General features: G+C 72.1%; 19 protein-coding genes. 9 read left to right on the forward strand and 10 right to left on the reverse strand.

Going from position 1 to position 21,154, the window contains the following annotated elements; genetic code table 11:
- The first annotated feature begins 9 nt into the window (after positions 1 to 9).
- The 3 genes from I3F54_RS04845 (at position 10) to I3F54_RS04855 (ending at position 1,839) form a co-directional block, all read left to right on the forward strand.
- A complete protein-coding gene (locus I3F54_RS04845) occupies positions 10 to 600 on the forward strand; it encodes a TetR/AcrR family transcriptional regulator (protein ID WP_240117320.1) in 591 nt (196 codons plus the stop codon).
- Between the two features lie 65 nt (positions 601 to 665).
- Positions 666 to 1,163: a nitroreductase family deazaflavin-dependent oxidoreductase gene (locus I3F54_RS04850; protein ID WP_240117321.1), complete on the forward strand. Its 498-nt coding sequence runs from the start codon at positions 666 to 668 to the stop codon at positions 1,161 to 1,163.
- Positions 1,164 to 1,221: 58 nt separating this feature from the next.
- On the forward strand, positions 1,222 to 1,839 hold the full coding sequence (locus I3F54_RS04855; RefSeq protein WP_240117322.1) for a hypothetical protein: 618 nt from the start codon (positions 1,222 to 1,224) through the stop codon (positions 1,837 to 1,839).
- Positions 1,840 to 2,233: 394 nt separating this feature from the next.
- On the opposite strand, the gene I3F54_RS04860 is transcribed toward I3F54_RS04855, so the two are convergent.
- Positions 2,234 to 3,682, reverse strand: a complete 1,449-nt coding sequence (locus I3F54_RS04860; RefSeq protein ID WP_240117323.1) for a right-handed parallel beta-helix repeat-containing protein — start codon at positions 3,680 to 3,682, stop codon at positions 2,234 to 2,236.
- 1,727 nt (positions 3,683 to 5,409) lie between these two features.
- Between I3F54_RS04860 and I3F54_RS04865 the strand changes: the two genes are divergently transcribed.
- From I3F54_RS04865 to I3F54_RS04875, 3 genes are all read left to right on the forward strand, one after another.
- Positions 5,410 to 5,991, forward strand: coding sequence for a peptidylprolyl isomerase (locus tag I3F54_RS04865; protein WP_240117324.1), 582 nt, complete (start codon positions 5,410 to 5,412; stop codon positions 5,989 to 5,991).
- Positions 5,992 to 6,099: 108 nt separating this feature from the next.
- Complete coding sequence (locus I3F54_RS04870) at positions 6,100 to 7,254, forward strand: glycosyltransferase (RefSeq protein WP_240117325.1); 1,155 nt, start codon at positions 6,100 to 6,102, stop codon at positions 7,252 to 7,254.
- Between the two features lie 174 nt (positions 7,255 to 7,428).
- Complete coding sequence (locus tag I3F54_RS04875; RefSeq protein ID WP_240117326.1) at positions 7,429 to 8,883, forward strand: DUF2079 domain-containing protein; 1,455 nt, start codon at positions 7,429 to 7,431, stop codon at positions 8,881 to 8,883.
- 171 nt (positions 8,884 to 9,054) lie between these two features.
- Here I3F54_RS04875 and I3F54_RS04880 read toward each other — a convergent pair whose 3' ends face one another.
- The 5 genes from I3F54_RS04880 to I3F54_RS04900 form a co-directional block, all read right to left on the reverse strand.
- Positions 9,055 to 12,063, reverse strand: coding sequence for an AAA family ATPase (locus tag I3F54_RS04880; RefSeq protein WP_240117327.1), 3,009 nt, complete (start codon positions 12,061 to 12,063; stop codon positions 9,055 to 9,057).
- A gap of 58 nt (positions 12,064 to 12,121) precedes the next feature.
- Positions 12,122 to 13,285 (reverse strand): exonuclease SbcCD subunit D, encoded by a 1,164-nt coding sequence (locus I3F54_RS04885; RefSeq protein WP_240117328.1) that lies wholly within the window; start codon positions 13,283 to 13,285, stop codon positions 12,122 to 12,124.
- A gap of 255 nt (positions 13,286 to 13,540) precedes the next feature.
- Positions 13,541 to 14,167: a YigZ family protein gene (locus I3F54_RS04890; protein ID WP_240117329.1), complete on the reverse strand. Its 627-nt coding sequence runs from the start codon at positions 14,165 to 14,167 to the stop codon at positions 13,541 to 13,543.
- 58 nt (positions 14,168 to 14,225) lie between these two features.
- Positions 14,226 to 14,768 carry a histidine phosphatase family protein gene (locus I3F54_RS04895; RefSeq protein WP_240117330.1) on the reverse strand — a complete coding sequence of 181 codons (543 nt, stop codon included), beginning with the start codon at positions 14,766 to 14,768 and terminating at the stop codon, positions 14,226 to 14,228.
- Positions 14,765 to 15,496: a hypothetical protein gene (locus tag I3F54_RS04900; protein ID WP_240117331.1), complete on the reverse strand. Its 732-nt coding sequence runs from the start codon at positions 15,494 to 15,496 to the stop codon at positions 14,765 to 14,767. Before I3F54_RS04900 ends, I3F54_RS04895 begins: the two co-directional genes overlap by 4 nt.
- A 157-nt stretch (positions 15,497 to 15,653) precedes the next feature.
- Here I3F54_RS04900 and I3F54_RS04905 point away from each other — a divergent pair, with 157 nt between their 5' ends.
- Positions 15,654 to 16,067 (forward strand): CoA-binding protein, encoded by a 414-nt coding sequence (locus I3F54_RS04905; RefSeq protein ID WP_240117332.1) that lies wholly within the window; start codon positions 15,654 to 15,656, stop codon positions 16,065 to 16,067.
- 226 nt (positions 16,068 to 16,293) lie between these two features.
- Here I3F54_RS04905 and I3F54_RS04910 read toward each other — a convergent pair whose 3' ends face one another.
- A complete protein-coding gene (locus tag I3F54_RS04910; protein ID WP_240117333.1) occupies positions 16,294 to 16,653 on the reverse strand; it encodes a metalloregulator ArsR/SmtB family transcription factor in 360 nt (119 codons plus the stop codon).
- Positions 16,654 to 16,715: 62 nt separating this feature from the next.
- On the opposite strand from I3F54_RS04910, the gene I3F54_RS04915 reads away from it, so the two are divergent.
- Positions 16,716 to 17,795, forward strand: coding sequence for a cation diffusion facilitator family transporter (locus I3F54_RS04915; protein ID WP_374205854.1), 1,080 nt, complete (start codon positions 16,716 to 16,718; stop codon positions 17,793 to 17,795).
- A gap of 239 nt (positions 17,796 to 18,034) precedes the next feature.
- Here the strand turns inward: I3F54_RS04915 and I3F54_RS04920 are convergent, their stop codons facing one another.
- On the reverse strand, positions 18,035 to 18,607 hold the full coding sequence (locus I3F54_RS04920; protein ID WP_240117334.1) for a helix-turn-helix domain-containing protein: 573 nt from the start codon (positions 18,605 to 18,607) through the stop codon (positions 18,035 to 18,037).
- Positions 18,608 to 18,977: 370 nt separating this feature from the next.
- Positions 18,978 to 19,775, reverse strand: a complete 798-nt coding sequence (locus I3F54_RS04925; RefSeq protein WP_240117335.1) for an acyltransferase — start codon at positions 19,773 to 19,775, stop codon at positions 18,978 to 18,980.
- 107 nt (positions 19,776 to 19,882) lie between these two features.
- Here I3F54_RS04925 and I3F54_RS04930 point away from each other — a divergent pair, with 107 nt between their 5' ends.
- The gene (locus tag I3F54_RS04930; RefSeq protein WP_240117336.1) at positions 19,883 to 20,422 is read left to right on the forward strand and encodes a gamma carbonic anhydrase family protein; all 540 of its coding nucleotides are present in this window, start codon (positions 19,883 to 19,885) and stop codon (positions 20,420 to 20,422) included.
- Between the two features lie 61 nt (positions 20,423 to 20,483).
- Here the strand turns inward: I3F54_RS04930 and I3F54_RS04935 are convergent, their stop codons facing one another.
- A complete protein-coding gene (locus tag I3F54_RS04935) occupies positions 20,484 to 21,128 on the reverse strand; it encodes a DedA family protein (protein ID WP_240117337.1) in 645 nt (214 codons plus the stop codon).
- Between the last annotated feature and the right edge of the window lie 26 nt (positions 21,129 to 21,154).

Here is a 21,154-nt window from a genome sequence, read left to right on the forward strand (position 1 = left end):
GAGAGTGTGATGCCCAAACAGGTCGATCGCGCGGCACGGCGCGAGGAGATCCTCACCGCAGCGGTCCGGGTCTTCGCCCGGCAGGGCTACGGTGGCAGCCGGATCGAGGACATCGCCCGCGAGGCCGGTATCGCCAAGGGCAGCGTCTACCTCTACTTCGGCAGCCGGGAGGAGATGCTGGCGGCGGCGTTCGACGGCCTCGCGGCCCGCTCCCGGGAACTGCTCGCCGAAGTCGGCCGGCATCCGGGCGGCGGCTCGGAGCGGCTGCGGTTCCTGGTGCGTTCGGTGATGCGGCTGCTGGCACAGGAGCGTGATCTGTCCCGGGTGCTCCTGGATGTCTGGTCCATGGGCGTACGGGAACCGGACTGGATCGACATGGCGGGCTTCTACCGGGACTACCGCGCCGCCGTCACCGCCCAGCTGACGGCAGGAGAACGGCACGGCACCGAGGTCGCCGACGCGGTCGATCCTGTGTCCCACGCCACCGTGCTCGTCGGCGCCATCGAGGGATGCGTCCTGCAGGCGCTGTTCGACCCCTCCGTCGACCTCGCCGCCCTCGCCGAACCGATCGTCTCCCTGCTGGTGCCGCCCAGCCGATGACGCCGGCGGCCTCGGCGTCCCGTGTTCCGCATCCTGTGTTCCACCGAAGAGGAGGAGTACCCGCCATGTTCAATCCACTCAAGGGGGGACCGCCCGCCAGCGGAATCCGCCGCGCGGTGCTGCGCGCACCGATCAGGCTCTACCGCATGGGGCTGGGCGGGCTGCTGGGGCAGCGCATGGTGCTGCTCACCCACACGGGACGGAAGTCCGGCCGACCCCGCCAGGTGGTGCTGGAGGTCGTCGCCAGACTCCCGGAGCCCGGCGCGTACCTGATCGCCTCCGGCTACGGGGAACGCTCGCAGTGGCTGCGCAACATCCTCGCCACGCCCCGGGTGCGCTACCAGGTGGGGCGCCACAGGTACCGGGGCACTGCCGTACCGCTGCCGCCGGAGGAGTCCGGCCGGGCCCTCGCCGACTACGCGCGTCGCCACCCGCGGCTGGCGGAGCGGCTGATGCGGTCCGTCGGCCACGACCCGCGCACGGAGGCGGACTTCGAGTCCCTGGGCGCCGACCGCCGGACAGGCGTGCCGCTGATCGCCCTGCGCCCGTCGGAGAGGATGTAGGGCGGGTACGGAACATCTGGCCGCCGCCGTCCTGGCGTCGACTTCAACAGGGGGAAGCATGAAGATCCGAGAACTGGCCGCGGGGCTCACGGCAGGGCCGGGCCGGCGCCTTGCGCTGGCGGTGGGCATGCCCGTCGTGGTCACGGTCCTCGCCGTCGGGATCGCGTTTCTGAACGGTACGGTCTGGGAGTTCCTCAGCCCGCCACTGTGGCTGGCCGCGGGGGTGGTCCTGCTGTCCGAGTGGACCCTGTTCATGGAGGCCGGCACGGACTGGCGGCCCGTCGTCTACGTCGTCGGCACGGCCGCGGCAGGGGTCTGCCTGGCCACCACCGTGTTCGGGGTCTCCGGGAAGATCCTCCAGGCGCGGGGAGTGCCCGTCGAGTGCACCGTCACCGGCGCCTCGGCCAGGTACATACCCCGCGGGGACGACATGGAACTCGGCTTCCGGCACCGGCTGGACTGCCCCGACGGCGGTCCGGAGACGTACGACGACGGGTTCCGGATGAAGCCGGGGACGCGCATGTCCTTCATCCACGACCCCGAGGGCTCGTACGAGGCGCAGACGGCTGGAGCCGTCGCCGCAGCCACGCCCGTGGTGTGGGTGGCCGGTGTCTCGTTCGTGGCCGCGTCGGTACTGCGGGGTTTCGCCGTGGTGCCGGGACGACGGCGGTCGTGAACTCCGGTGAGGACCAGGCAGGTTCGCTCATGATGTTCGGCACACGCCCGTTCACGGACCGGCCGGCGTACCCGGTATGTCGGTCCACCGGCCCGGCCGTGGGCTGGCACAGGGCGAACACCTCCGCGCACTGGAACAGCAGCGGGCGGTCCCGCCGATCACCGTGACCCGGAGTCGATCACTCGGGAGGGACCCCCCGTTCCGCGGGGCGTCCCTCCCGAGGCCGATCCACAGGTCCTGAGCCCTGCTTCGGCGGGGTTCGACGCGGCCGAAGCGGTGGCCGGCGGGGGCCAGCGGGCGGCCACGGTGTCAACTGCCCGACCCGCTTACGGCCGGTGCGGCGAGAGGGCGTGCCGGGCGCCGTGGGTACTGTGCGGGACTTCCGCAGAACCCCCTAGGGCAGGCTGGTGCAGAAGCCCGGCACCACAGGGCTGTAGGTGCAGTTGGTAGGGCTGTTGCCGGTGACGGAGTTGCCACCGTTGTCAGTCACCGCGGTGTCGGTGTACAGACCGCCGGGAGCGGGCGCGGCGGGTGCGGTGTTGTCGGTGATGGATACGCCGCTGAACACCAGCTCCGAGTTGTTCCCGAGAGCGTCGCTGTAGACACCGCCGACCTGGGCACCGGTGCCGCTGGCCGTGTTGTCCGTGATCGAGACATCGCTCAGACTCGTTGTGCCCGCGTCGAATCGATACAGGCCGGCTCCGGCGGAGTTGTCACCTGCGGTGTGGTTTCCGCTGATGGTGGAATTCTGGAAGTTCAGCGTCGAGGTGGGGGAGAACCCGTCGATCGCGACACCGCCCCCATGGCTGCCGGCACCGATGGTCTCGTTCCCACTGATGTCGGTGTTCGCAACCGTCAGCAACTCGTTCGCCTCGCTTACCGAGACGTTGAGGCCACCTCCGTTGGCACCGTTGCCCGTTGCCTTGTTCCCGGTGATCTGACTGTCCGTGATGCTGGCTGGGTGGCCGACCGTGATGTATAGCCCGCCCCCTGCGCCTCCTACCCCAGGTCGCGAGGCGAGGTTGTTGGTGATGACGGTGTTGCTCATGTCCATGGCGCCCCCGACCACGAGGAGACCTCCGCCGGTCTGGGCCGTGTTGTTCTTGAAGGTGCTGCCGCTCACGGTCAGCGTGGTGGCGATGTTGGCCACGTAGATCCCTCCGCCCCCTGTCCGGGCTCGGTTCTCGCTGAAGGTGCAGTCGTTCACGTCAGTCGTGGCGGCGTTGGTGTACAGGCCACCACCGTCGTTCGTGTCGGTCGCGTTGTCCCTCACGACGGTGCTGTTGAGTTCGACGCTGCCGGAGTTGAGTACGGCGAAGATACCGCCGCCCCGCCTGCTCGCCTTGTTGCCCTCGATGGTGGCGTTGTTCGTCTGGAGGCTTGTGCCGGTGGTTTCGAGGTTGATGCCGCCTCCTTCTCCCCCGTCAAGAGTGGTTCCGAACTGGACGGTGGCGTGATTCAGGGTGAGATGACCGGTTTCCTCACCTGTGGTGATGTTGATGATGCGGAAGTCGTGCGCCGTCTTGATTCGGCGGATCGTCGCTGTATTGGCGCCGCTGACCGTGTCGATGGTGAGGGTCTTGTCGATGGTGAGGGCGCTTTCGTCGACCGCCGGAACGTTGGAGTCGTTGAACGCGTAGATGCAGTAGTCAACGAGGGTGACGGTGTCCCCGCTCACGGCGCTGGCGATGGCGTTCTTCAGATTGGTGCCGGCAGTGACGGGGTTCGCGTTGCAGTCGGCGGCGATGGTGGCGGCGTGGGCCGGCGTCGGCGCTGTGAAGAGGGAGATTGCGGCCAGAGCCGCGCCTACGGTTGCGGCGCGAGTCGAACGTTGGAGGTTCATGCAGTGTCCTGTTCTTCGTGGAGCGTCAGATTTCCGGCCGTCCCGCCGGCAGGAATCGGTATCGGCTTCCCTGGCTCGGGGCCTTGGGTGGTGGGGTGCGTGGTGCCGCCGGTGCGGCTGTGCCGCACCGGCGGCAATGCACGGTTCCGGGCGTCTACGACGTCAGGTCACTCCGTGCATTCGGCGAATGCAACGAAACTGACGTTGAATCCGGAGTCGTTGACGGCGGTCACGGTCCATGTCCGGGGCTCTTGGCTCCGGCGGGACTCCCGCACGATCAGGCTGCCGTCACTCGTGTAGCCACCGCCGGTGAGCACGGCGTTCGTCGGGCAGGTCGCCGTCACCGTCCCGATTTCGGTCGGGGCCAGGGTCAACGTAGTGCCAAACACTTCCGACGTGGTGGTAAAGCCGGTTGGCCCCGTAGGCCCCGTAGGACCGGTAGGCCCGGTAGGCCCCGTAGGCCCCGTAGGCCCCGTAGGCCCCGTAGGACCGGTAGGACCGGTAGGACCGGTAGGACCAGTGGGACCGGTGGGACCCGTAGGGCCGGTAGGCCCGGTAGGACCAGTGGGACCGGTGGGACCCGTAGGGCCGGTAGGACCAGTGGGACCCGTAGGACCCGTAGGACCTGACGGCCCCGTAGGGCCAGTGGGGCCCGTAGGACCGCCCTTGCCGTGGTCACCCTTGTCGCCCTTGTCGTGGCCACCCTTGCCGTGGTCGCCCTTGTCGTGCTGGTCGTCCGCGTGACATTTCGGCGAGCAGGGGTCTTGCGAGGTCTGTGGGGCTTGCCCGGCCGAACGGGTCAACTCCAGGGGCACGCTTGCGGCCGTGCCGACGTTGCTGACTGAGAGAACCGTTGCGGTGACTCCTACCAGTCCCCACAGGCGCCGGCGACGGAGTCCCCTCACCCCGGCGCGTCTCGATCGAACGCTCATTCCCTTACCTTTCGAGAGGTTGGCCACGCTCACCGCAGATCGCAGTCAGTAATCAGATCATCACACTTAATTACTTTCTGTGCATGCGGGGGAACCAGGAGTGGGAGTGACACCGGGTGCCATGGCGGGCTGACGCTCCAGCGCCTACGGGCCGCCCCGGGTGACCGGCGGCCGCCCCGTGGTCCCCACGCAACTCCATCCGGCCCGGGCGCCCAAGGCGCCCTCACCGTGCCGGAATCTGCTCGGCTCCGCTTGTCCGAGTGCCGCCCGTGCCGTGGCCCGGTGGAGGAACCGCCTCTCCATGACGTGGGGGCGGACGTCTCGCCTGCGGCTGCTCGCCGGTCGAAGCCGGTCACTGATCCGGCGCTGCTGAATGAGTGAATCACCCGCTCATGCCCACGGCCGACGGACCGTGCAGACGACTCAGGGCCTGCCATCTGAACGGGGTCTATTCAGCCCTTCTCCGCATACGCGCGCCCTGTGCATGGGAACGGTGTGTGGACCGGAACGCCCGGTGACACGCACCGGGCGCTCACCACCCCATGCACCGAGGTGTACATGTCTGGCGTCGACCGAGGATCGAAGGCCCGCACCCCCGGACCGTGGCGCAAGGGCCCAGCCGAGGGAGGTGACGAGCGCGACCCGGGGCGCGGCGCACGTCGGAAGTCCCGCCTGGTGGTGACCGCTCTCTCCGTCGGCGTGGTCGGCGCAGGGATGACATGGGCCGCCCTGACGCTCACCGGGGAAACGGTGCAAGCGCGGCCCCTGGCAGGGACCACATCCACGTGCGTGTACATGCCTAGCAAGGCAGGGAAGGCCGTCGCCGTGCCGCCCTATGACGCGACGAAGGCCGCACGTCCGTACAGCGTCCGACTGGTTACCAACATGGGCACCATCACCTTCGAGGCGCTGACCACCCGCGCACCCTGCGCCACCAACTCCTTCGCCTACCTGGCCGGCAAGGGCTACTACGACCAGAGCGCCTGTCACCGTGTGACGACGCAGAACATCTTCGTCCTGGAATGCGGGGACCCTTCCGGCCAGGGAACAGCCGACCCCGGGTACTACTTCAAGGAGGAGAATCTGAGGGGCGCGTCCTACCCGGCGGGAACCGTTGGCATGTCCAAAGTGGTGCCCGGCCGCAACGGGAGCCAGTTCTTCATCAGCTACGCCGACCCCTCGGTCAGGATGCCACCGGAATGGACGCCCTTCGGCCGGGTGGTGGACGGCCTGGACGTCGTGAAGGAGATCGGCGCCAACGGGACGCGGGACAACTCGACCGACGGCAGGCCCCGCACTCCGGTGGTCATCGAGTCCGTGACGGTCCAGCCGTCGATGCCGGCACCGAAGTCGGGGCCCGCCGACGGCCCCGGCTGATCACGGCGCGACGGAGCAGCATCGCTGTGGTTCCTCCCTCGCGGGACATGTCCTCGCGGAGGAGGGGACACCTCTCTCACCCCATTCGTCCTCGCCGAGGAGATCTCCGTGCGGCCGTCCATCTGCCTGTGCATGATCGTCAAGAACGAGTCGAAGGTCATCGAGCGTTGTCTGACCTCGGTGAAGGGACTCATCGACACGTGGGTCATCTCCGACACCGGGTCGACCGACGGGACACAGGACTGCATTCGCCGAACTCTCGCGGATGTTCCCGGCGTCCTGCACGAAGAGCCGTGGGTGGACTTCGGTCACAACCGCAGCCTGAACCTCCAGCACGCCCGCGGCAAAGCCGACTACCTGCTCCTCGTGGACGCCGACCTGGAAGTCCGCCGGGAAGGACCTCTGCCTCCGTTGTCCGCGGACGCGTACATGCTGCGTCATGCCTGTGACACGTCCTACCGGATCCGCCGGTTGGTTCGTGGGGACCTGCCCTGGCGATACGAGGGTGTGACACATGAATACCTGACGTGTGATCAAGACATTCGTCAGGAAAACCTGGACGCGCTCGTCATCGTCGACCACGGCGACGGTGGAAGCAAGCACGACAAGTTCGAGCGTGATGCGCGGCTCCTCGAGGGCGAGTTGCAGCGTAACCCTGATGATCCCAGAACCGTCTTCTATCTCGCGCAGACCATGAAGGACTTGGGGCGCACCGACGAGGCCGTCCGGCTGTACCAGCGCCGTGTCGAGCTTGGCGGGTGGGCCGAGGAGGTGTACTGGTCACTCCTGCAGATCGGAGTTCTCAGGTCCTCCGTCGGGGACTGGCCACACGCCATGGAAGCCTTCGTCCAGGCATGGGAGAGCCGTCCACAGCGCCTGGAAGCCTGCTACGAGATGGTCACGCGACTGCGCGGAATGAGGCGGTACCACAGCGCACATGCATGGGTGAGCAGCGTGGTGGGGAGCGCCATGCCTGCCGAGGACCTGTTGTTCACGCAGCCGTGGGTCTACCGATGGGGGCTGCTCTTCGAGTTCTCCATCACCTCCTACTGGGTGGGTGACCATGCCGGGGCCATCAGCGCGTGTGATCGTCTGCTGCAGATGCCTGACCTGCCCGAAAGGATCCGCGCACAGACGGTGAAGAACCGGCGCTTCAGTGAGGAGGTGCTCGCCACCCGACGGGCAGACTCCACCGGCGTTGCCCACCAAGCCCCCACCGCGCCAGCGGGCTGGAGGAGAAACCCGTCTCCGGCAGCCGGCTGACCTGATGCCACGCACTCCGTCATACGACACGCCAGGCCTGAAATCCCGGCGCGCTGGTCGGTATCGACCGAGGCGGTTGGGCCCGGATTCCCGGATGCTCCTCCGATCCCCCTCACTCAGAGACCAAGACGCGAGAAACCTGATCCATGATCCAGCCTCGGAAGGGTGCCGGCCGTGACAGCAGTTCCCGTTCAGCTCTCCACGCGAGAAACTCCTGCGCAGCGAAGCGCGGACGAGGGGAGAACACCCGGGGGAGAAGAAGGTATCGGGTGGCAGATCTGGGCACTGTCCGGCGTACTGTTCTTCGTCTACGCGCTGGTGTCCCTGCGCACCCATGAGCGTTTGTTGTCCAACAGCTACGACCTCGGAATCTTCGAGCAGGCGATTCGCTCTTACGCACATGGCGAGTTGCCCGTGTCCGAACTGAAAGGGCCGGACTTCCCGCTGCTCGGAGACCACTTCCACCCCGTCCTCGCACTGTTGGCCCCGTTCTACCGGGTGTGGCCGTCACCGAAGACGCTCCTGGTCGCCCAGGCCGCGCTCGTGGCCGCGAGCGCCATCCCGTTGGCCCGCTGGGCCCGCCGGTCACTGGGGCTGCCGGCGGGTCTGGTCATCGGCGCAGGCTACGGGCTGTCCTGGGGAGTGGCGAGTGCCGTCGGCTTCGACTTCCACGAGGTCGCCTTCGCAGCACCGCTGCTGGCCTGCTCCCTGTGCGCTCTGGGCCAGGGGCGGCTGCGTGCGGCGGCGGTCTGGGCGCTGCCGCTGCTGTTGGTCAAGGAGGATCTTGGTCTGACGGTCACCGCGATCGGCCTGGTCATCGCCTGGCGCGGGAATCGGCGAATCGGCCTCGCGACGGCGGGGATCGGACTGGCGGGGGCCTTGCTGACCCTGTTCCTCGTCCTGCCTGCGTTCAGTCCGACGGGTTCATTCGGCTACTGGGACCGGCTGGGGGAACCCGCCGGTGCGGGACAGGGCCTGACCGGGATGCTGTACCACCACACCATTGGCCTCATCACCCCGGTGACGAAGGTGTCGACCCTGCTGTTCGTGCTGGCACCCACGCTGTTCCTGGCTCTTCGATCACCGCTGATGTGGGTCGCGGTGCCGACGCTCGCATGGCGCTTCGCCTCCAACGACAGCTTCAACTGGGGCACCGGCTTCCACTACTCGCTGGTGCTGATGACCATCGCCTTCGCCGCCTTTGTGGACGCGCTCGTCCGACGCGGGCACGTGGCGAGCCTGCGGAGGTATCTGGCGGGCTCGCTCGCGGTGACCCTGTTGTTGCTCCCGCAGTTCCCTCTCTGGCAGCTCGTCCAGCCGGCCACCTGGCGCAGCACGCCCCGACTGGGTGCCGCGCGCGACGTGATGCGCCTCATTCCCGACGGTGCCACCGTACAGGCGTCCACGAATCTGGTTCCTCAGCTCACCAACCGGACCAGTGTGAGCCTCTTCGGCTGGGCCGGGAGTCGTCCGGATCCGGAGTGGATCATGGTGGACACGCAGATCCCCGACGACCGACGATGGCCGCTTTCCGACACCGCCGAGCAGGCCGCCCTCAACACGGCACGTGCCAACGGGTACACCGAGGTCGCCGACCAGGACGGGTTCGTGCTGTTGCAGCGGAACTGATCTCGGGGCGTGGCCGGCTTGGCTGCCGGGTCGGCTGCGGGACGGTGCACACCCCCCTCCGGGGGACAAGCCGGGGAAAGGCGGGGAAAGGCGGGGAAGGACGACCCGGGGGAAGGACGCGGCAGGAACGGGCAGGATCCTCCGGCGGCGGTCTCGGGAGCAGCCGCCTGATCAGCCGCCCAGCGCGTCCGCCCCGGTGCGCAGCCGCACCGAGGAGCCCGCTCGCCCCTTGCGAACCTCCAGTTGGGCCGGGATGCGACGCCGCAGGTCGGCGACGTGGCTGACGATCCCGACGCTTCGGTCGCGTTCCCGCAGGGAGTCCAGGACGTCGAGGACCTCGTCGAGGGTCTGCTCGTCGAGGCTGCCGAAGCCCTCGTCGATGAAGAGGGTGTCCAGGCGGACCCCGCCGGTCTCGTCGGTGACCACGTCGGCAAGGCCGAGGGCGAGGGCGAGGGAGGCGAAGAACGTCTCCCCGCCGGACAGCGTCGCCGTGTCCCGCTCGCGCCCGGTCCACGCGTCCACGACGTGCAGGCCCAGGCCGCTTCGGCCGCGGCCGGTGCGGTCGTCGGAGTGGACGAGGGTGTAGCGGCCCGACGACATGCGCTGGAGCCGTACGGTCGCAGCAGCGGCGACCTGCTCCAGGCGCGCGGCCAGGACGTAGGACTCAAGGCGCATCCTGCGCTGGTTGTCGGCGGAGGTGCCCGCCGCGAGTGCCGCCAGGCGCGCCACGCGGTCGTGGTCCTCGCGCAGTGGGGCCAGGCGGCGTGCGCCGTGGGCCGCGCGTGTGGACAGCCGGTCGAGTTCCTCGCAGCGCCGGACCGCGGCGTCGTGTGCGGAGGCGGCCTCCCGGAGCCGCCGGGTGGCGGCCGAGGCGGCCTGCTCCGCGGCCGTGGGATCGGCCGGGGGGCGCTCCGCCGCCGCGGCGGTGCCGGGCTCGGTGAGAGCCGCGCGGACGGCGACCTCCTCGGACTGCCGCTCGTCCAGGCGCCGTTGCAGTGCTCGATGGGCGGCATCGTCGAGGAGTGCGGCGGCAGCGGCCCGTGGGGTGTCGAACCCCGCGCGGAAGGCGACGTCGGCGAGCCGCGCGTCGGCGTCCTTCAGGCGCTGCGCGCCGGCCTCGGCCAGTCGGGTGGCCTCGGCGGCCTCCGTCAGCAGGGTCGCCCTGCGCTGGAGCTGGGCGGCGCGCTCGGCCACGCTGCCCGCTTCGCCTCGGGCCTCGGCCAGCTCCGCCTCCAATGCGGCCCGCTCACGGTCGAGGGTGTCGCGGCGGGCCGCCCGGGAGGCGGCTGCCAGCTCGGCCCGCTGCCGCTCGGCGGTGCGGCGCTCGTACTCCTGCTCGGCGCGGCGCAGTTCCTCGTGCGCGCCGTGGAGACCGGAGGCGGCCTGGCGGGCCTGCGTGTACCGCCGCTCCAGCTCGTCCGCGTCGCGGGCCAGTCGTTCCGTGGATGCCTCGCCCGCCTCGGCCGTGGCCGCGGCCAGGGCCTCGCGCACGGTGGCCAGCCGCCGTTCCACCGCCGTGTGGGCCTCCTCGGCCTCCTGGTGGGCGGCCAGGGCGCGCTCCTCGGCGGAGCGGTCCACGTGCCCGGCGTCCTTGCGGGCCGGGGCGGGGTGCCGGGTGGATCCGCAGACCGCGCAGGGGGCGCCGTCCTCCAGGTGTCCGGCCAGCTCCGCGGCGATGCCGTTCAGGCGCTGCTCCTTGACGTCGAGCCAGTGCGCCTTGGCCTGCAGCATCCGCGCGCGGGCCGCGCCCTCACCGTCGGCGGCGCTCTCGACGTCGCCGACGAGCCGGTCGCGCAGCCGGGCCGCGTGCAGGCGCTGCCGGGCGGGCTCGCGCTGCACGGAGAGCTGCTCGGCACGGGTCGCCGCTTCCTGTGCCGTGTCGATGCGGTGCTGGAGCCCGGCCCGGGCCGCGTCCCACCCGTCGAGCCAGGTCGTGGCCTCGGAGAGGACGTCGTCGTCGGCGCGTTCCTGGCGGTCGAGGCCGGTCCGCTCGGTGAGGAGCTCGTGCAGGCGCCGCTCGGCGCGGCGGGCGGAGTCGAGGCCGCCCAGTTCCTCGGTGGCCCGACGGGCGGCCGCGGCGAGTCCGGCGGCATCGGCGTCGGCGCAGTCCGGCGACAGCAGGGCCCGCGCGTTCGCCTCGGCGCCGGTGGCGCGCCGGTGCTCGGTGTCCGCGGCGTCGCGCAGTTCCAGTGCGGGCGCCACCTTCTCCGCCTTCAGGGCCCGCTGCATGCGCGTCTGCGCCTCCTGGTGGGCCGCGGCTCCCTGCTCCAGGCGGCGGGCCCGTTCCTGTGCCTGGGCGAAGCGCCGCTGGAGACGGTCGAGCTCGCGGACCTCGGCCAGGGTGCGGTCGGCGGCGGCCTGTGCGGATTCGGCGGCGGCGAGCCGGCAGCGGGCGACGGTGAGCTGTTCGCGGGCGGTGGCGCGGGCGACCGCGGCGGCGGTCAGAACGGCCTCGGTGAGGCCGGGCTCGCCGGGTGACAGGTCCGGGAGCTCCATGGCGTCACCGGCGGCCTGCTGCATACGGTGGGCGTCGGCCAGCAGTGCCGCATCTCCCTCGCGCACCTGTGTCTCGGTCGTCCTGCGGCGTTCGGCGAGCCGCTGCTCGACCTCGGCGAAGCGACGGGTGTCGAACAGGCGCCCCAGCAGCCGGGCGCGTGCCTCGGCGTCGGCCCGCAGGAAGCGGGCGAAGTCGCCCTGGGGCAGCAGCACGACCTGGCAGAACTGCTCGCGGCTCATACCGAGCAGCTGGACGATCTCCTCCCCGATCTCCTGGTGCGAGCGGCTCAGTGACTTCCAGGCGCCCGTCGTGGCGTCGTACTCGCGCAGCCAGGACTGGGCCTTGTCGACCGTCATGCCCGTGCCGCGCAGCTTCGGGCGCTCCCACGGGGGCTGCCGGGTGAGTTCCAGGCGCCGTCCGGCGACGGTGAGTTCGAGGGTGACCTCGGTGCGGGTGCCGGGGGCCGCGTGGTCGCTGCGCAGGGCCGTGCCCTGGCCGCTCTGGCGGGCGCCGGGGACGGTGCCGTACAGCGCGTAGCACACGGCGTCCAGGACGGAGGTCTTGCCCGAGCCGGTGGGTCCGTGCAGCAGGAAGAGGCCGGCGGCGGACAGCTCGTCGAAGTCGACCGTCTGCGAGCCGCCGAAGGGCCCGAAGGCGGTGATGCCGAGCCGGTGCAGTCTCATCGGGTCTCCCGTGCGCTTCGGGTGCGCCGCACCCCTGGATCCTGCCGGGCGGCGCTCGTCACGGCGCCACCTCGCGCACGGCGTGGCCCGCGCGGACGGCGTCGACGGCGTCGCGCAGGACCGCCTGTTCGCGGCCGTCGGGGCCGGCGCCGCGCACATGGGCGACGAAGTCCTCGGCGATCTGCCGGTCGGTGCGCCCGGCCAGGCGCCGTGCGTAGGACACGGAGGGGTCGTCCGGGGCCCGGTCGGGGGCGAAGACCAGGCTGAGCGTGTGCGGGAAGCGCTCGGTGAGCCGGGCCATGGGGTCGGCGGGCCGCACCGGGTCGGTGAGTGTCGCCTCCACCCAGGCCCGTTCGTGCCGGGTGAGGCCGGGGTCGGCCAGCAGCTCGTCCAGGGTGCCGCGCAGGCGGGCCAGCGGCCGGGGCACCGGGCAGTCGAGGCGCTCGGCGGTGAGGGAGCCGTCGGCGCCGAGATCGACCAGCCACATGGACTTGCGGTCGTCGGCCTCGGAGAAGGAGTACGGCAGTGGGGAGCCGGAGTAGCGGACGCGCTCGGTGAGGGTCTGGCAGCCGTGCAGGTGGCCCAGCGCCACGTAGTCGACACCGTCGAAGACACCGGTGGGGACGGCGGCCACACCGCCGACGGTGATGTCGCGCTCGCTGTCGCTGGCCCGGCCGCCGGAGACGAAGGCGTGCGCGAGGACGACGGAGCGGGTCCCCGGGGCACGGGCGGCGAGGTCGGCGCGGACCCGGTCCATGGCGGCGGCCAGCACCGGCTCGTGCCCCGCCCTCTCCACCCCGAACGTGTCCTTCACCAGGGCCGGTTCGAGGTAGGGCAGGGCGTAGAAGGCGACGTCACCGAACGCGTCCTGCAGCACCACGGGCGTGCCGCAGGCGGCCGGGTCGGTGCGCAGGTGGATGCCGGCGCGTCCGATGAGACCGGCGCCCACGCCGAGGCGTCGGGCCGAGTCGTGGTTCCCGGAGATCATCACCGTCGGCACGCCGAGGGCGGCGAGCCTGTGCAGGGCGTCGTCGAACAGCTCGACCGCGGCGAGCGGCGGCACCGCCCGGTCGTACACGTCCCCCGCGACCACCACCGCGTCGACGTCGTGCTCGCGCACGGCGGCCACCAGGTGGTCGACGAACCCGGCCTGGGCACCGAGCATGTTCACCCGATGGAAGGCCCGGCCGAGATGCCAGTCGGACGTGTGCAGCAGTCGCATGATCCCCGAGACTAACGTCCGGGTCCGACACCACGGGCGGTTACTCCCGTGTTCGCCCGTCACCGGGCCCTCTGCCCGCTCCGTCGCCTTCGCGTCGCCCCGTCCGCGGGCGCGGGCCCTGAGGAGTGGGCGGCCGTTCACCGCTCGGATCGGCGGATCGGCGGATCGGCGGATCGGCGGATCGGCGGATCGGCGGATCGGCGGATCGGCGGATCGGCGAGAAGTACCTGGCGCCGGAGCCGTCGCCCTCCCGACTCACACGTCGCCGTAGGCCTCTGCGCCCGGCTCGAAGTCGGCCGTCCCGGCGGTGGCGTCGGCGAGCCAGGCGCGGAAGGCGTCCACGTCGGCGTCCGGCAGCCCGATCTCCAGGGTGACCACCTCGGCGTACCGTACGTCGCGCACCTCGCGCCCGGTGGCCCGCAGGTCGTTCTGGAGCTTGCCGGCGCGCTGGTGGTCGACGGTGACCGTGGCGAGCCGGAACCGGCGGCGGGTGAGGGTGCCGAGCGCGTCCAGGGCCTCGCCCACGGCGCCGCCGTAGGCCCTGATCAGGCCGCCGGCGCCGAGCTTGACGCCGCCGTAGTAGCGGGTGACGACGGCGACCACGTAGCGCATGTCCCGGCGCAGCAGCATCTGGAGCATCGGCACGCCTGCGGTGCCGCCCGGTTCCCCGTCGTCGCTGGCCCTCTGGATCGCGGCGTCGGCGCCGACGACGTACGCCCAGCAGTTGTGCGTGGCGTCGGCGTGCTCCCTGCGCACCGCGGCGATGAAGTCCTGCGCCTCCTGCTCGGTGGCCGCCGGCGCGAGGGCGCACAGGAAGCGGGAGCGGTTGACCTCGGTCTCGTGCACGCCGGTGCGGGCGATGGTGCGGTACTCGTCCTGCATCCGGCCAGCCTATGCGGGGGCATGCCGGCCGCTCCCCCTCGGTCGCCCCGTGCCCTGTCTACCGCTTCGCACCCCGCGCCACCGTGACCGCCGTCAGCAGGGCGGCTCCGGGGGTGAGCGCCTGCCAGGAGGGGCCGTACCAGGAGAGGACGGCGATCGCGGCCGTCGGGAACTTGGCGCGCACCCGCTCCAGGGTGTCGTCGAGGCCGTCGCCCGCCAGGTCGAGGACGAGGTTCGCCAGGCCGGGGTTGTGCCCGACCAGCAGCAGGGTGCCGACGTGCGCAGGCGCCTGCCGGACGGCGTCGAGGAGCGCGGGGGCGTCGGCGGCGTACAGCCGTTCGTCGTACCGCACGGGCGGCGGGGTGCCCCACTGGGCCGAGGCCAGTTCCCAGGTCCGGCGGGCGCGGACGGCGGTGGAGCACAGGGCGAGGTCGGGCAGGCAGTCGGCGGCGGCGAGCGCACGGCCGGCGGCGGGGGCGTCGCGCAGGCCCCGGGGACCGAGCGGACGCTCGTGGTCGGGGGTGCCTTCCGGCCAGGCGGACTTGGCATGCCGCAGCACGACGAGGCGGCGCATCGGCCCGCCGCCCGCGCGCCCGGTCATGACGGTGCCCCCACGTCGCGGGCGAGGTCGAGGCCGAGGAGCCGGTCGGCGTGGACGTAGGTCTCGAAGCGGGCGCCGTCGGGCAGCTCCCCGGGTGGGGCCTGCGCCACGTCGTGCAGGACGCGCAGGACGGCGGGGATGTCGAGGTCGTTCTCCCAGGCGGCGCGGAGCCGGGCGCGTACGGCGTCCGGGACGGGCCGGGAGGGCCGGCGGGCCCAGTCGGCTACGGCGTGCCGCCGGCGGGCGAGGGTGTCGCCCGCCGCGGCGAGCACGGCCGGGTCCAACCGCACGGCGGCGGTGCGGGGCGCGCCCAGCAGGGCCAGGCGTACGGCGGCCGGGTCGGCGTCCGTGACCGGCTCGCCCGGCTCCACCTCGACCGGGCCGACGGCCAGCAGGACGCCGTCGGCGATGCCGGCGCCCTGTGGAGCCACATGGACGACCTGGGCCTCGCCGAGTCCGGCGGCCACGTCCCGGCTGTCCTCCAGGGGCCGCATGCCGAGGGCCGCCGCGCCCGCCCGCAGCTCGGCCTGCTGCCGTGGGGCGTCGAGGAGCGCCCACACGGGTGTGCCGCCGAGTTCGAGGGCGCGTACGAGCAGGTCGGTGACGAGGAGGACGCGCAGGGCGGTGGGGTCGTAGCCCGGCGCGTGGGCCTCGATGCGGGTCAGCCCACGGCGGACCGGGGCGGCCTCGACGGGCTCGCCGGTTCGGTCGTCGATGATGCGCAGCACGCAGTGAGCGTAGGCGCGCGGACGGCCGCGCGCAGTCCGGTCGCGCGGATTCCGGGCAGGGTGGCGGTGAACGCGCCGGTCGGCGGCGGAATCCCGACGGCCGGAGTGTGGTTGTCCGTCTCGACGGAACGTACCCCGATACCAAGGGAGACTGGCCTTGTACGGCGACGACGCGGCGGTCCGCAAGATCCTCACCGAGTTCGGCGACACGTGGGCGGTGGTGGGCCTGTCCTCGAACCGGCGGCGCGCCGCCCACGGGGTGGCCGAGGTGCTCAGGCGCCACGGCAAGCGCGTCGTACCCGTGCACCCGAAGGCCGAGACGGTGCACGGCGAGCGGGGCTACGCCTGCCTCGCGGACATCCCGTTCGACGTGGACGTGGTCGACGTCTTCGTCAACAGCGCCCTGGCGGGCGCGGTGGCGGACGAGGCGGTCGCGAAGGGCGCCCGGGCCGTGTGGTTCCAGCTCGGTGTCGTCGACGAGGCGGCGTACGACCGTACGCGGGCCGCGGGAGTGGAGATGGTGATGGACCGCTGTCCTGCGATCGAGATCCCGTTGCTCGGCGGGAGTTAGGGCGTGTTTCGAAAGTCCCGCCTGCCTGGCGGCGTCTGGCACGCACGCTCGCCGCGTTGTCGGGCTCGCCCCGATACATCCAGTATCGGGGCGACCCTCCGCCTTGCGATCGCACGCACCAGACGCCGCCAGGCCTGCCCTTCGGGCAGACGACGCTACTTTCGAAACACGCCCTAGGCGGCGGCCGCCGGGCGGTGGCACGGAAACGGCCCGGACCGGACCCCGGTCAGTCGTGCGGCGGGCGGTCGGTGAGCCGGTGGTCGGCGACGCTCAGCGCCTCGTCCACCAGGCGGCGCAGATGCCCGTCCCGCAGCGAGTAGACCACCCGCCTGCCCTCCTTGCGGGTGGTCACCAGGCCCGCGAGGCGCAGCCGCGCCAGATGCTGGCTGACCGCCGGACGCGCCGCCCCGCAGACCTCGGTGAGTGTCGTGACGTCCGCCTCCGAGGACGTCAGCGCGTGCACCAGAACGAGCCGGGTCCGGTCGCCGAGCAGGGCGAGGACTTCGGCGGCGAGCGCGAACTGCTCCTCGCCGGGGGTGCGCGGATGCGCATCGTGTGCAGATGACAGGTGCATGCGTGCGCTCATACGCACATAATGACCCCGTGGGCGTGCGTGCGTCCACCTCCGCCCACCGGAAGGGGAGCCACGTGAGCGACCGGCACGAACACCGACACGATCAGGGGGGTCTCCCCCACGAGGCTCCCGGGCACGGGCACGGGCATGCTCACGACCACCCCCGCCCCTCCCTGCGCCACCGGCTCGGCCACCTCCTCACCCCGCACTCCCACGGGACCGCGGACAAGCTCGACGCCGCTCTGGAGTCCTCCGCCCGGGGCATGCGCGCGGTGTGGGTGTCGCTGGCGGTGCTCGGCGCGACCGCGCTGGCACAGGCGATCGTGGTGGTGGCGTCGGGCTCGGTGGCCCTGCTCGGCGACACGGTGCACAACGCGGCCGACGCCCTGACCGCCGTCCCCCTCGGCATCGCCTTCGTACTGGGACGCAGGGCCGCCACGCGGCGCTTCACCTACGGCTACGGCCGGGCGGAGGATCTGGCGGGCGTCGTGATCGTGCTCACGATCGCCGCGTCCGCCGCCTTCGCCGCGTGGGCCGCGGTGGACCGTCTGCTCGCACCACGACCGGTCGCGTACCTGCCGGCCGTCGCCGCCGCCGCGCTGATCGGCTTCGCGGGCAACGAATGGGTGGCCCGCCACCGCATCCGTGTCGGCCGGTCGATCGGCTCGGCGGCGCTGATCGCCGACGGGCTCCACGCCCGCACCGACGGCTTCACCTCACTGGCCGTGCTGCTGGGCGCCGTCGGCTCGGCCCTGGGCTGGGAGCAGGCCGACCCGATCGTGGGACTGGCGATCACGGCAGCGATCGTGCTGGTGCTGCGCGACGCGGCCCGCGAGGTGTTCCGGCGGGTGCTGGACGCCGTCGACCCCGCGCTGGTGGACCGTGCGGAACAAGCGCTCACCGCGGTTCCGGGCGTGCGCGGAGTCGGCGAGCTGCGGCTGCGCTGGATCGGGCACCGGCTGCGGGCCGAGGTGGCGGTCGTGGTGGACGGCGAGGCGACGGTACGGCAGGCGCACGCCGTGTCCGTGGACGCCGAGCACGCACTGCTGCACGCCGTGCCCCGCCTGACGGCCGCCCTGGTGCACGCCGACCCGGAACCCGCCCCCGGGGTACCGGACCCGCACCGGCCCCTGGCCCACCACGCGTCGCCGTGACCCGCCCCCGCCCCCGCCTTCGCCGGACCGGCCCGGGCGAGGGGACCGTGGCCCGGGCGGCACGGCGCGGCGGGTGCGGGTACGGGCGGTACGGGCCCGGGGCGGGCGGACACAGGGCACCCGCGGGCGTGCCGGGGGGCGGCCGGCTCCCCGAGGCGGTCGGAGCGGGGACCTCGGACGGCGTGCCCGGTGGGCGCGTGCACGGCCGCCGGTGCGACCCGCTGGGGGCGCGGACCGGATCAGCGGACGGGTGGGACGGAGACCGCCATGACCATCTCCATCGGCGCGTCCCCCTCGTTGCCGTAGGTGTGGGGCGCGTCGGCCTCGAAGGAGGCGCTGGAACCCGCAGGGACGCGGTAGGGGACACCGTCCAGAGTGAGGGTCAGCTCACCGGCCGTGACATGGACGAGCTCGACCGTGCCGGTGGGGTGCGGGTCGGAGGGGCTGGACTCGCCCGGCATCAGCCGCCAGTCCCACATCTCCAGCGGGCCGGGAGCCTCGGCGCCGGCGAGGAGGCGGTTGTAGCTGCCCGCGTCCGTGCGCCAGAGCCGTACGGCCTGTTCGGCGGGGACGACGCGGACCTTCGGGCCCTGCTCGTAGTCCAGCAGGGTGGTGATGCTGACGCCGAGCGCGTCGCCGATCTTGACCACGGTGCCGATGCTCGGGTTGGTGCGCGCCTGCTCGATCTGGATGAGCATGCCGCGGCTGACGCCGGCCCTGGCGGCCAGAGCGTCCAGGGTGAAGCCGCGCTCGGTGCGCCAGCGTTTGACGTTGCGCGCCAGGGACTGGGTCAGCAGGTCGAGGTCCGACACGGTCCGTCCAGGGTTTTCGACGTTCTCGGCCAAGGAGACAGATCCAAAGGGTCCGGCGGTTCCAGTGGGCCCGGCGAGGCCCGGAGGGTTCAATATCTTGGATGACGGAGTTTGATTGAGTGAACTACCGTGTGGTGCACCCGATCGTTCACCGAACTGTACTGCGAGGCGGCCCGTGGCAGCAGTCGGCCGCGGACGCCATCGCCGCCCAGCACGGACCGGTCACCGTCGCCGCCGTCCTCGCTCCACCCCGTGGTGACCGCGCTGGCCGCACGCGGCTTCCTCCGCGAACGGCTGCGCGGCGTCCGGGCGGCGGGCGCGGGCCCGGCCCTGGCCGGCACCCTGCTGCCGACGGCAGGCCGACGCGGCGTCACCCCTCCGGCTCCAGCCGGGCGAGCCGTGCCGCCTGCTCCTCGTCGAGTGCGGCCAGCCGTGCCGCCCCCTCCGCGTCCAGTGCCGACAGCGCCCGCAACTGCTCCGGCGTGACGTCCTGGGGTATCGGCACCGGGGCCGGCGTGCGCAGCGGCGGCTGCCAGCCGCCGTCGGGCGTCCAGCGCCGTACGACCCGGGCGGGCGCCCCCGCCACCACCGCGTGGTCGGGGACCGCCCCGCGCACGACCGCGCCCGCCGCGACGACCACGTTCCGTCCGATCCGCGCCCCGGGCAGGATCACCGCTCCGGTGCCGATCCAGCAGCCCGGCCCGATCTCCACCGGCTCCATGCGCGGCCACTGCTTGCCGATCGGCTCGTGGGGATCGTCGTACGAGTGGTTCGTCGAGGTGATGTAGACGTACGGACCGAAATAGCAGTCGCTGCCGATGGTGATCGTGGTGTCCGCGATGACGTGGCTGCCGCGGCCCAGCACGACGCCGTCACCGAGGCGCAGGATGGGTTCGGGCCCGAGGTCGAGATCGGGCATGAGGCCGGCGGTCAGGGTGACCTGCTCGCCGATGATGCAGTGGGCGCCGACGTGGATCCACGGTTCGCCGAAGACCGTGCCGAGCGGGAACGCGAGCCTGGTACCTGTTCCCATCGCGCCGAAGCGGAATCCCGCGGGATGTTCGGCCGTCACGGACCCCCTGCGCTGTACCCACGACCAGGCCGCGTGGACGGCGCGCTGCGCGAGGCGGCGCCGCCAGGATGAGAACGTGTTCTTGCGCTTGGGCACGCGCTCACGGTAATCGCCGCGGGGCGGACCCATCACTCCGTAGCCCTGTGATCTTCGCCCCACCGGGTGGCGTACGGTGCCGGTGTACCGACGAGCAGGAGGCGACGATGACGCAGCAGGCGCTGATCCGGGGCATCGACGGCAGAAGGCCGCGGGTCGACGGGGACACGTTCGTGGCACCCACGGCCTCGGTGATCGGCGACGTGACCCTCGCCGCGGGCGCGAGCGTCTGGTACGGCGCGGTCCTGCGCGGCGACGTGGAGAGCATCCGTGTGGGCGCCGGCAGCAACGTGCAGGACAACTGCACCCTGCACGCCGACCCCGGCTTCCCCGTCACGGTCGGCGAGCGCGTCTCCATCGGCCACAACGCGGTGGTGCACGGCGCGACGGTGGAGGACGACTGCCTGATCGGTATGGGCGCGACGGTGCTGAACGGCGCGGTGATCGGCGCCGGCTCCCTGGTGGCCGCGCAGGCGCTCGTGCCGCAGGGCATGGTGGTGCCGCCGGGTTCGCTGGTCGCCGGTGTGCCCGCCAGGGTCAGGCGGGAGCTGTCGGAGGAGGAACGGCAGGGCGTGACGCTGAACGGCACCCTGTACGCGGAGCTGGCGAGGACGCACCGGGACGCCTCGGACGACGCGGCCGGGTGAGCCCGAACGGGGTGTCCCGGGTGGCGTGCACGGCCGGGCCCGTGCGCCGCCCTCGGTCGGGCTACTCCCCGGCGGGTACGGGCGCCGGCTCCGGCTGTGCGGCCTCTGCCTTCCTGGCCTTGCGCTTCAGCACCAGCATCGACGTCAGGCCGATCAGCACCGCCGCCACCAGGCCCAGCCACGAGAACCGCTTCAGCCAGGACTCGGCGACCACGCCGAGGTAGTAGATGACCGCCGTCGTGCCGCCCGCCCACACGATGCCGCCCAGGACGTTGGCGACGAGGAACTTCCAGTAGGGCATCCGCAGAACACCCGCGAGCGGCCCGGCGAAGATGCGCAGCAGGGCGACGAAGCGGCCGAAGAAGACGGCCCACATGCCCCACTTGTGGAAGGAGCGTTCGGCGGTGGCGACGTGCGCCTCGCCGAAGTGCCGGGGGAACTTCCGGCCGAGCCAGGCCAGGAGCGGTCGTCCGCCCTTGCGGCCGATGGCGTAGCCGACGGAGTCGCCGATCACCGCACCGGCGGTGGCGCATGCGCCCAGCACCACCGGGTCGACGCCCCCGCTCTGGGAGGACAGGAGTGCGGCGGAGACGAGGATGATCTCGCCGGGCAGGGGGATGCCCAGGCTCTCCAGTCCGATGACGAGCCCCACCACGGCGTAGACGGCAGCCGCGGGCACCGTGTCGAGCCACTCCTGGACGTGCACCGCCGGTTCCTCCCCGTTCTGCCGCC

It is taken from the genome of Streptomyces sp. MUM 2J, assembly GCF_022414535.1.
Taxonomy (GTDB): domain Bacteria; phylum Actinomycetota; class Actinomycetes; order Streptomycetales; family Streptomycetaceae; genus Streptomyces.

What these genes read in the sequence shown, in the direction of transcription:
- I3F54_RS04845 (WP_240117320.1), top strand. Translation starts at nt 10, where the DNA reads ATGCCCAAACAGGTCGATCGCGCGGCACGGCGCGAGGAGATCCTCACC.
- I3F54_RS04850 (WP_240117321.1), top strand. Translation starts at nt 666, where the DNA reads ATGTTCAATCCACTCAAGGGGGGACCGCCCGCCAGCGGAATCCGCCGC.
- I3F54_RS04855 (WP_240117322.1), top strand. Translation starts at nt 1,222, where the DNA reads ATGAAGATCCGAGAACTGGCCGCGGGGCTCACGGCAGGGCCGGGCCGG.
- I3F54_RS04860 (WP_240117323.1), bottom strand. Translation starts at nt 3,682, where the DNA reads ATGAACCTCCAACGTTCGACTCGCGCCGCAACCGTAGGCGCGGCTCTG.
- I3F54_RS04865 (WP_240117324.1), top strand. Translation starts at nt 5,410, where the DNA reads ATGCCTAGCAAGGCAGGGAAGGCCGTCGCCGTGCCGCCCTATGACGCG.
- I3F54_RS04880 (WP_240117327.1), bottom strand. Translation starts at nt 12,063, where the DNA reads ATGAGACTGCACCGGCTCGGCATCACCGCCTTCGGGCCCTTCGGCGGC.
- I3F54_RS04885 (WP_240117328.1), bottom strand. Translation starts at nt 13,285, where the DNA reads ATGCGACTGCTGCACACGTCCGACTGGCATCTCGGCCGGGCCTTCCAT.
- I3F54_RS04890 (WP_240117329.1), bottom strand. Translation starts at nt 14,167, where the DNA reads ATGCAGGACGAGTACCGCACCATCGCCCGCACCGGCGTGCACGAGACC.
- I3F54_RS04895 (WP_240117330.1), bottom strand. Translation starts at nt 14,768, where the DNA reads ATGACCGGGCGCGCGGGCGGCGGGCCGATGCGCCGCCTCGTCGTGCTG.
- I3F54_RS04910 (WP_240117333.1), bottom strand. Translation starts at nt 16,653, where the DNA reads ATGAGCGCACGCATGCACCTGTCATCTGCACACGATGCGCATCCGCGC.
- I3F54_RS04930 (WP_240117336.1), top strand. Translation starts at nt 19,883, where the DNA reads ATGACGCAGCAGGCGCTGATCCGGGGCATCGACGGCAGAAGGCCGCGG.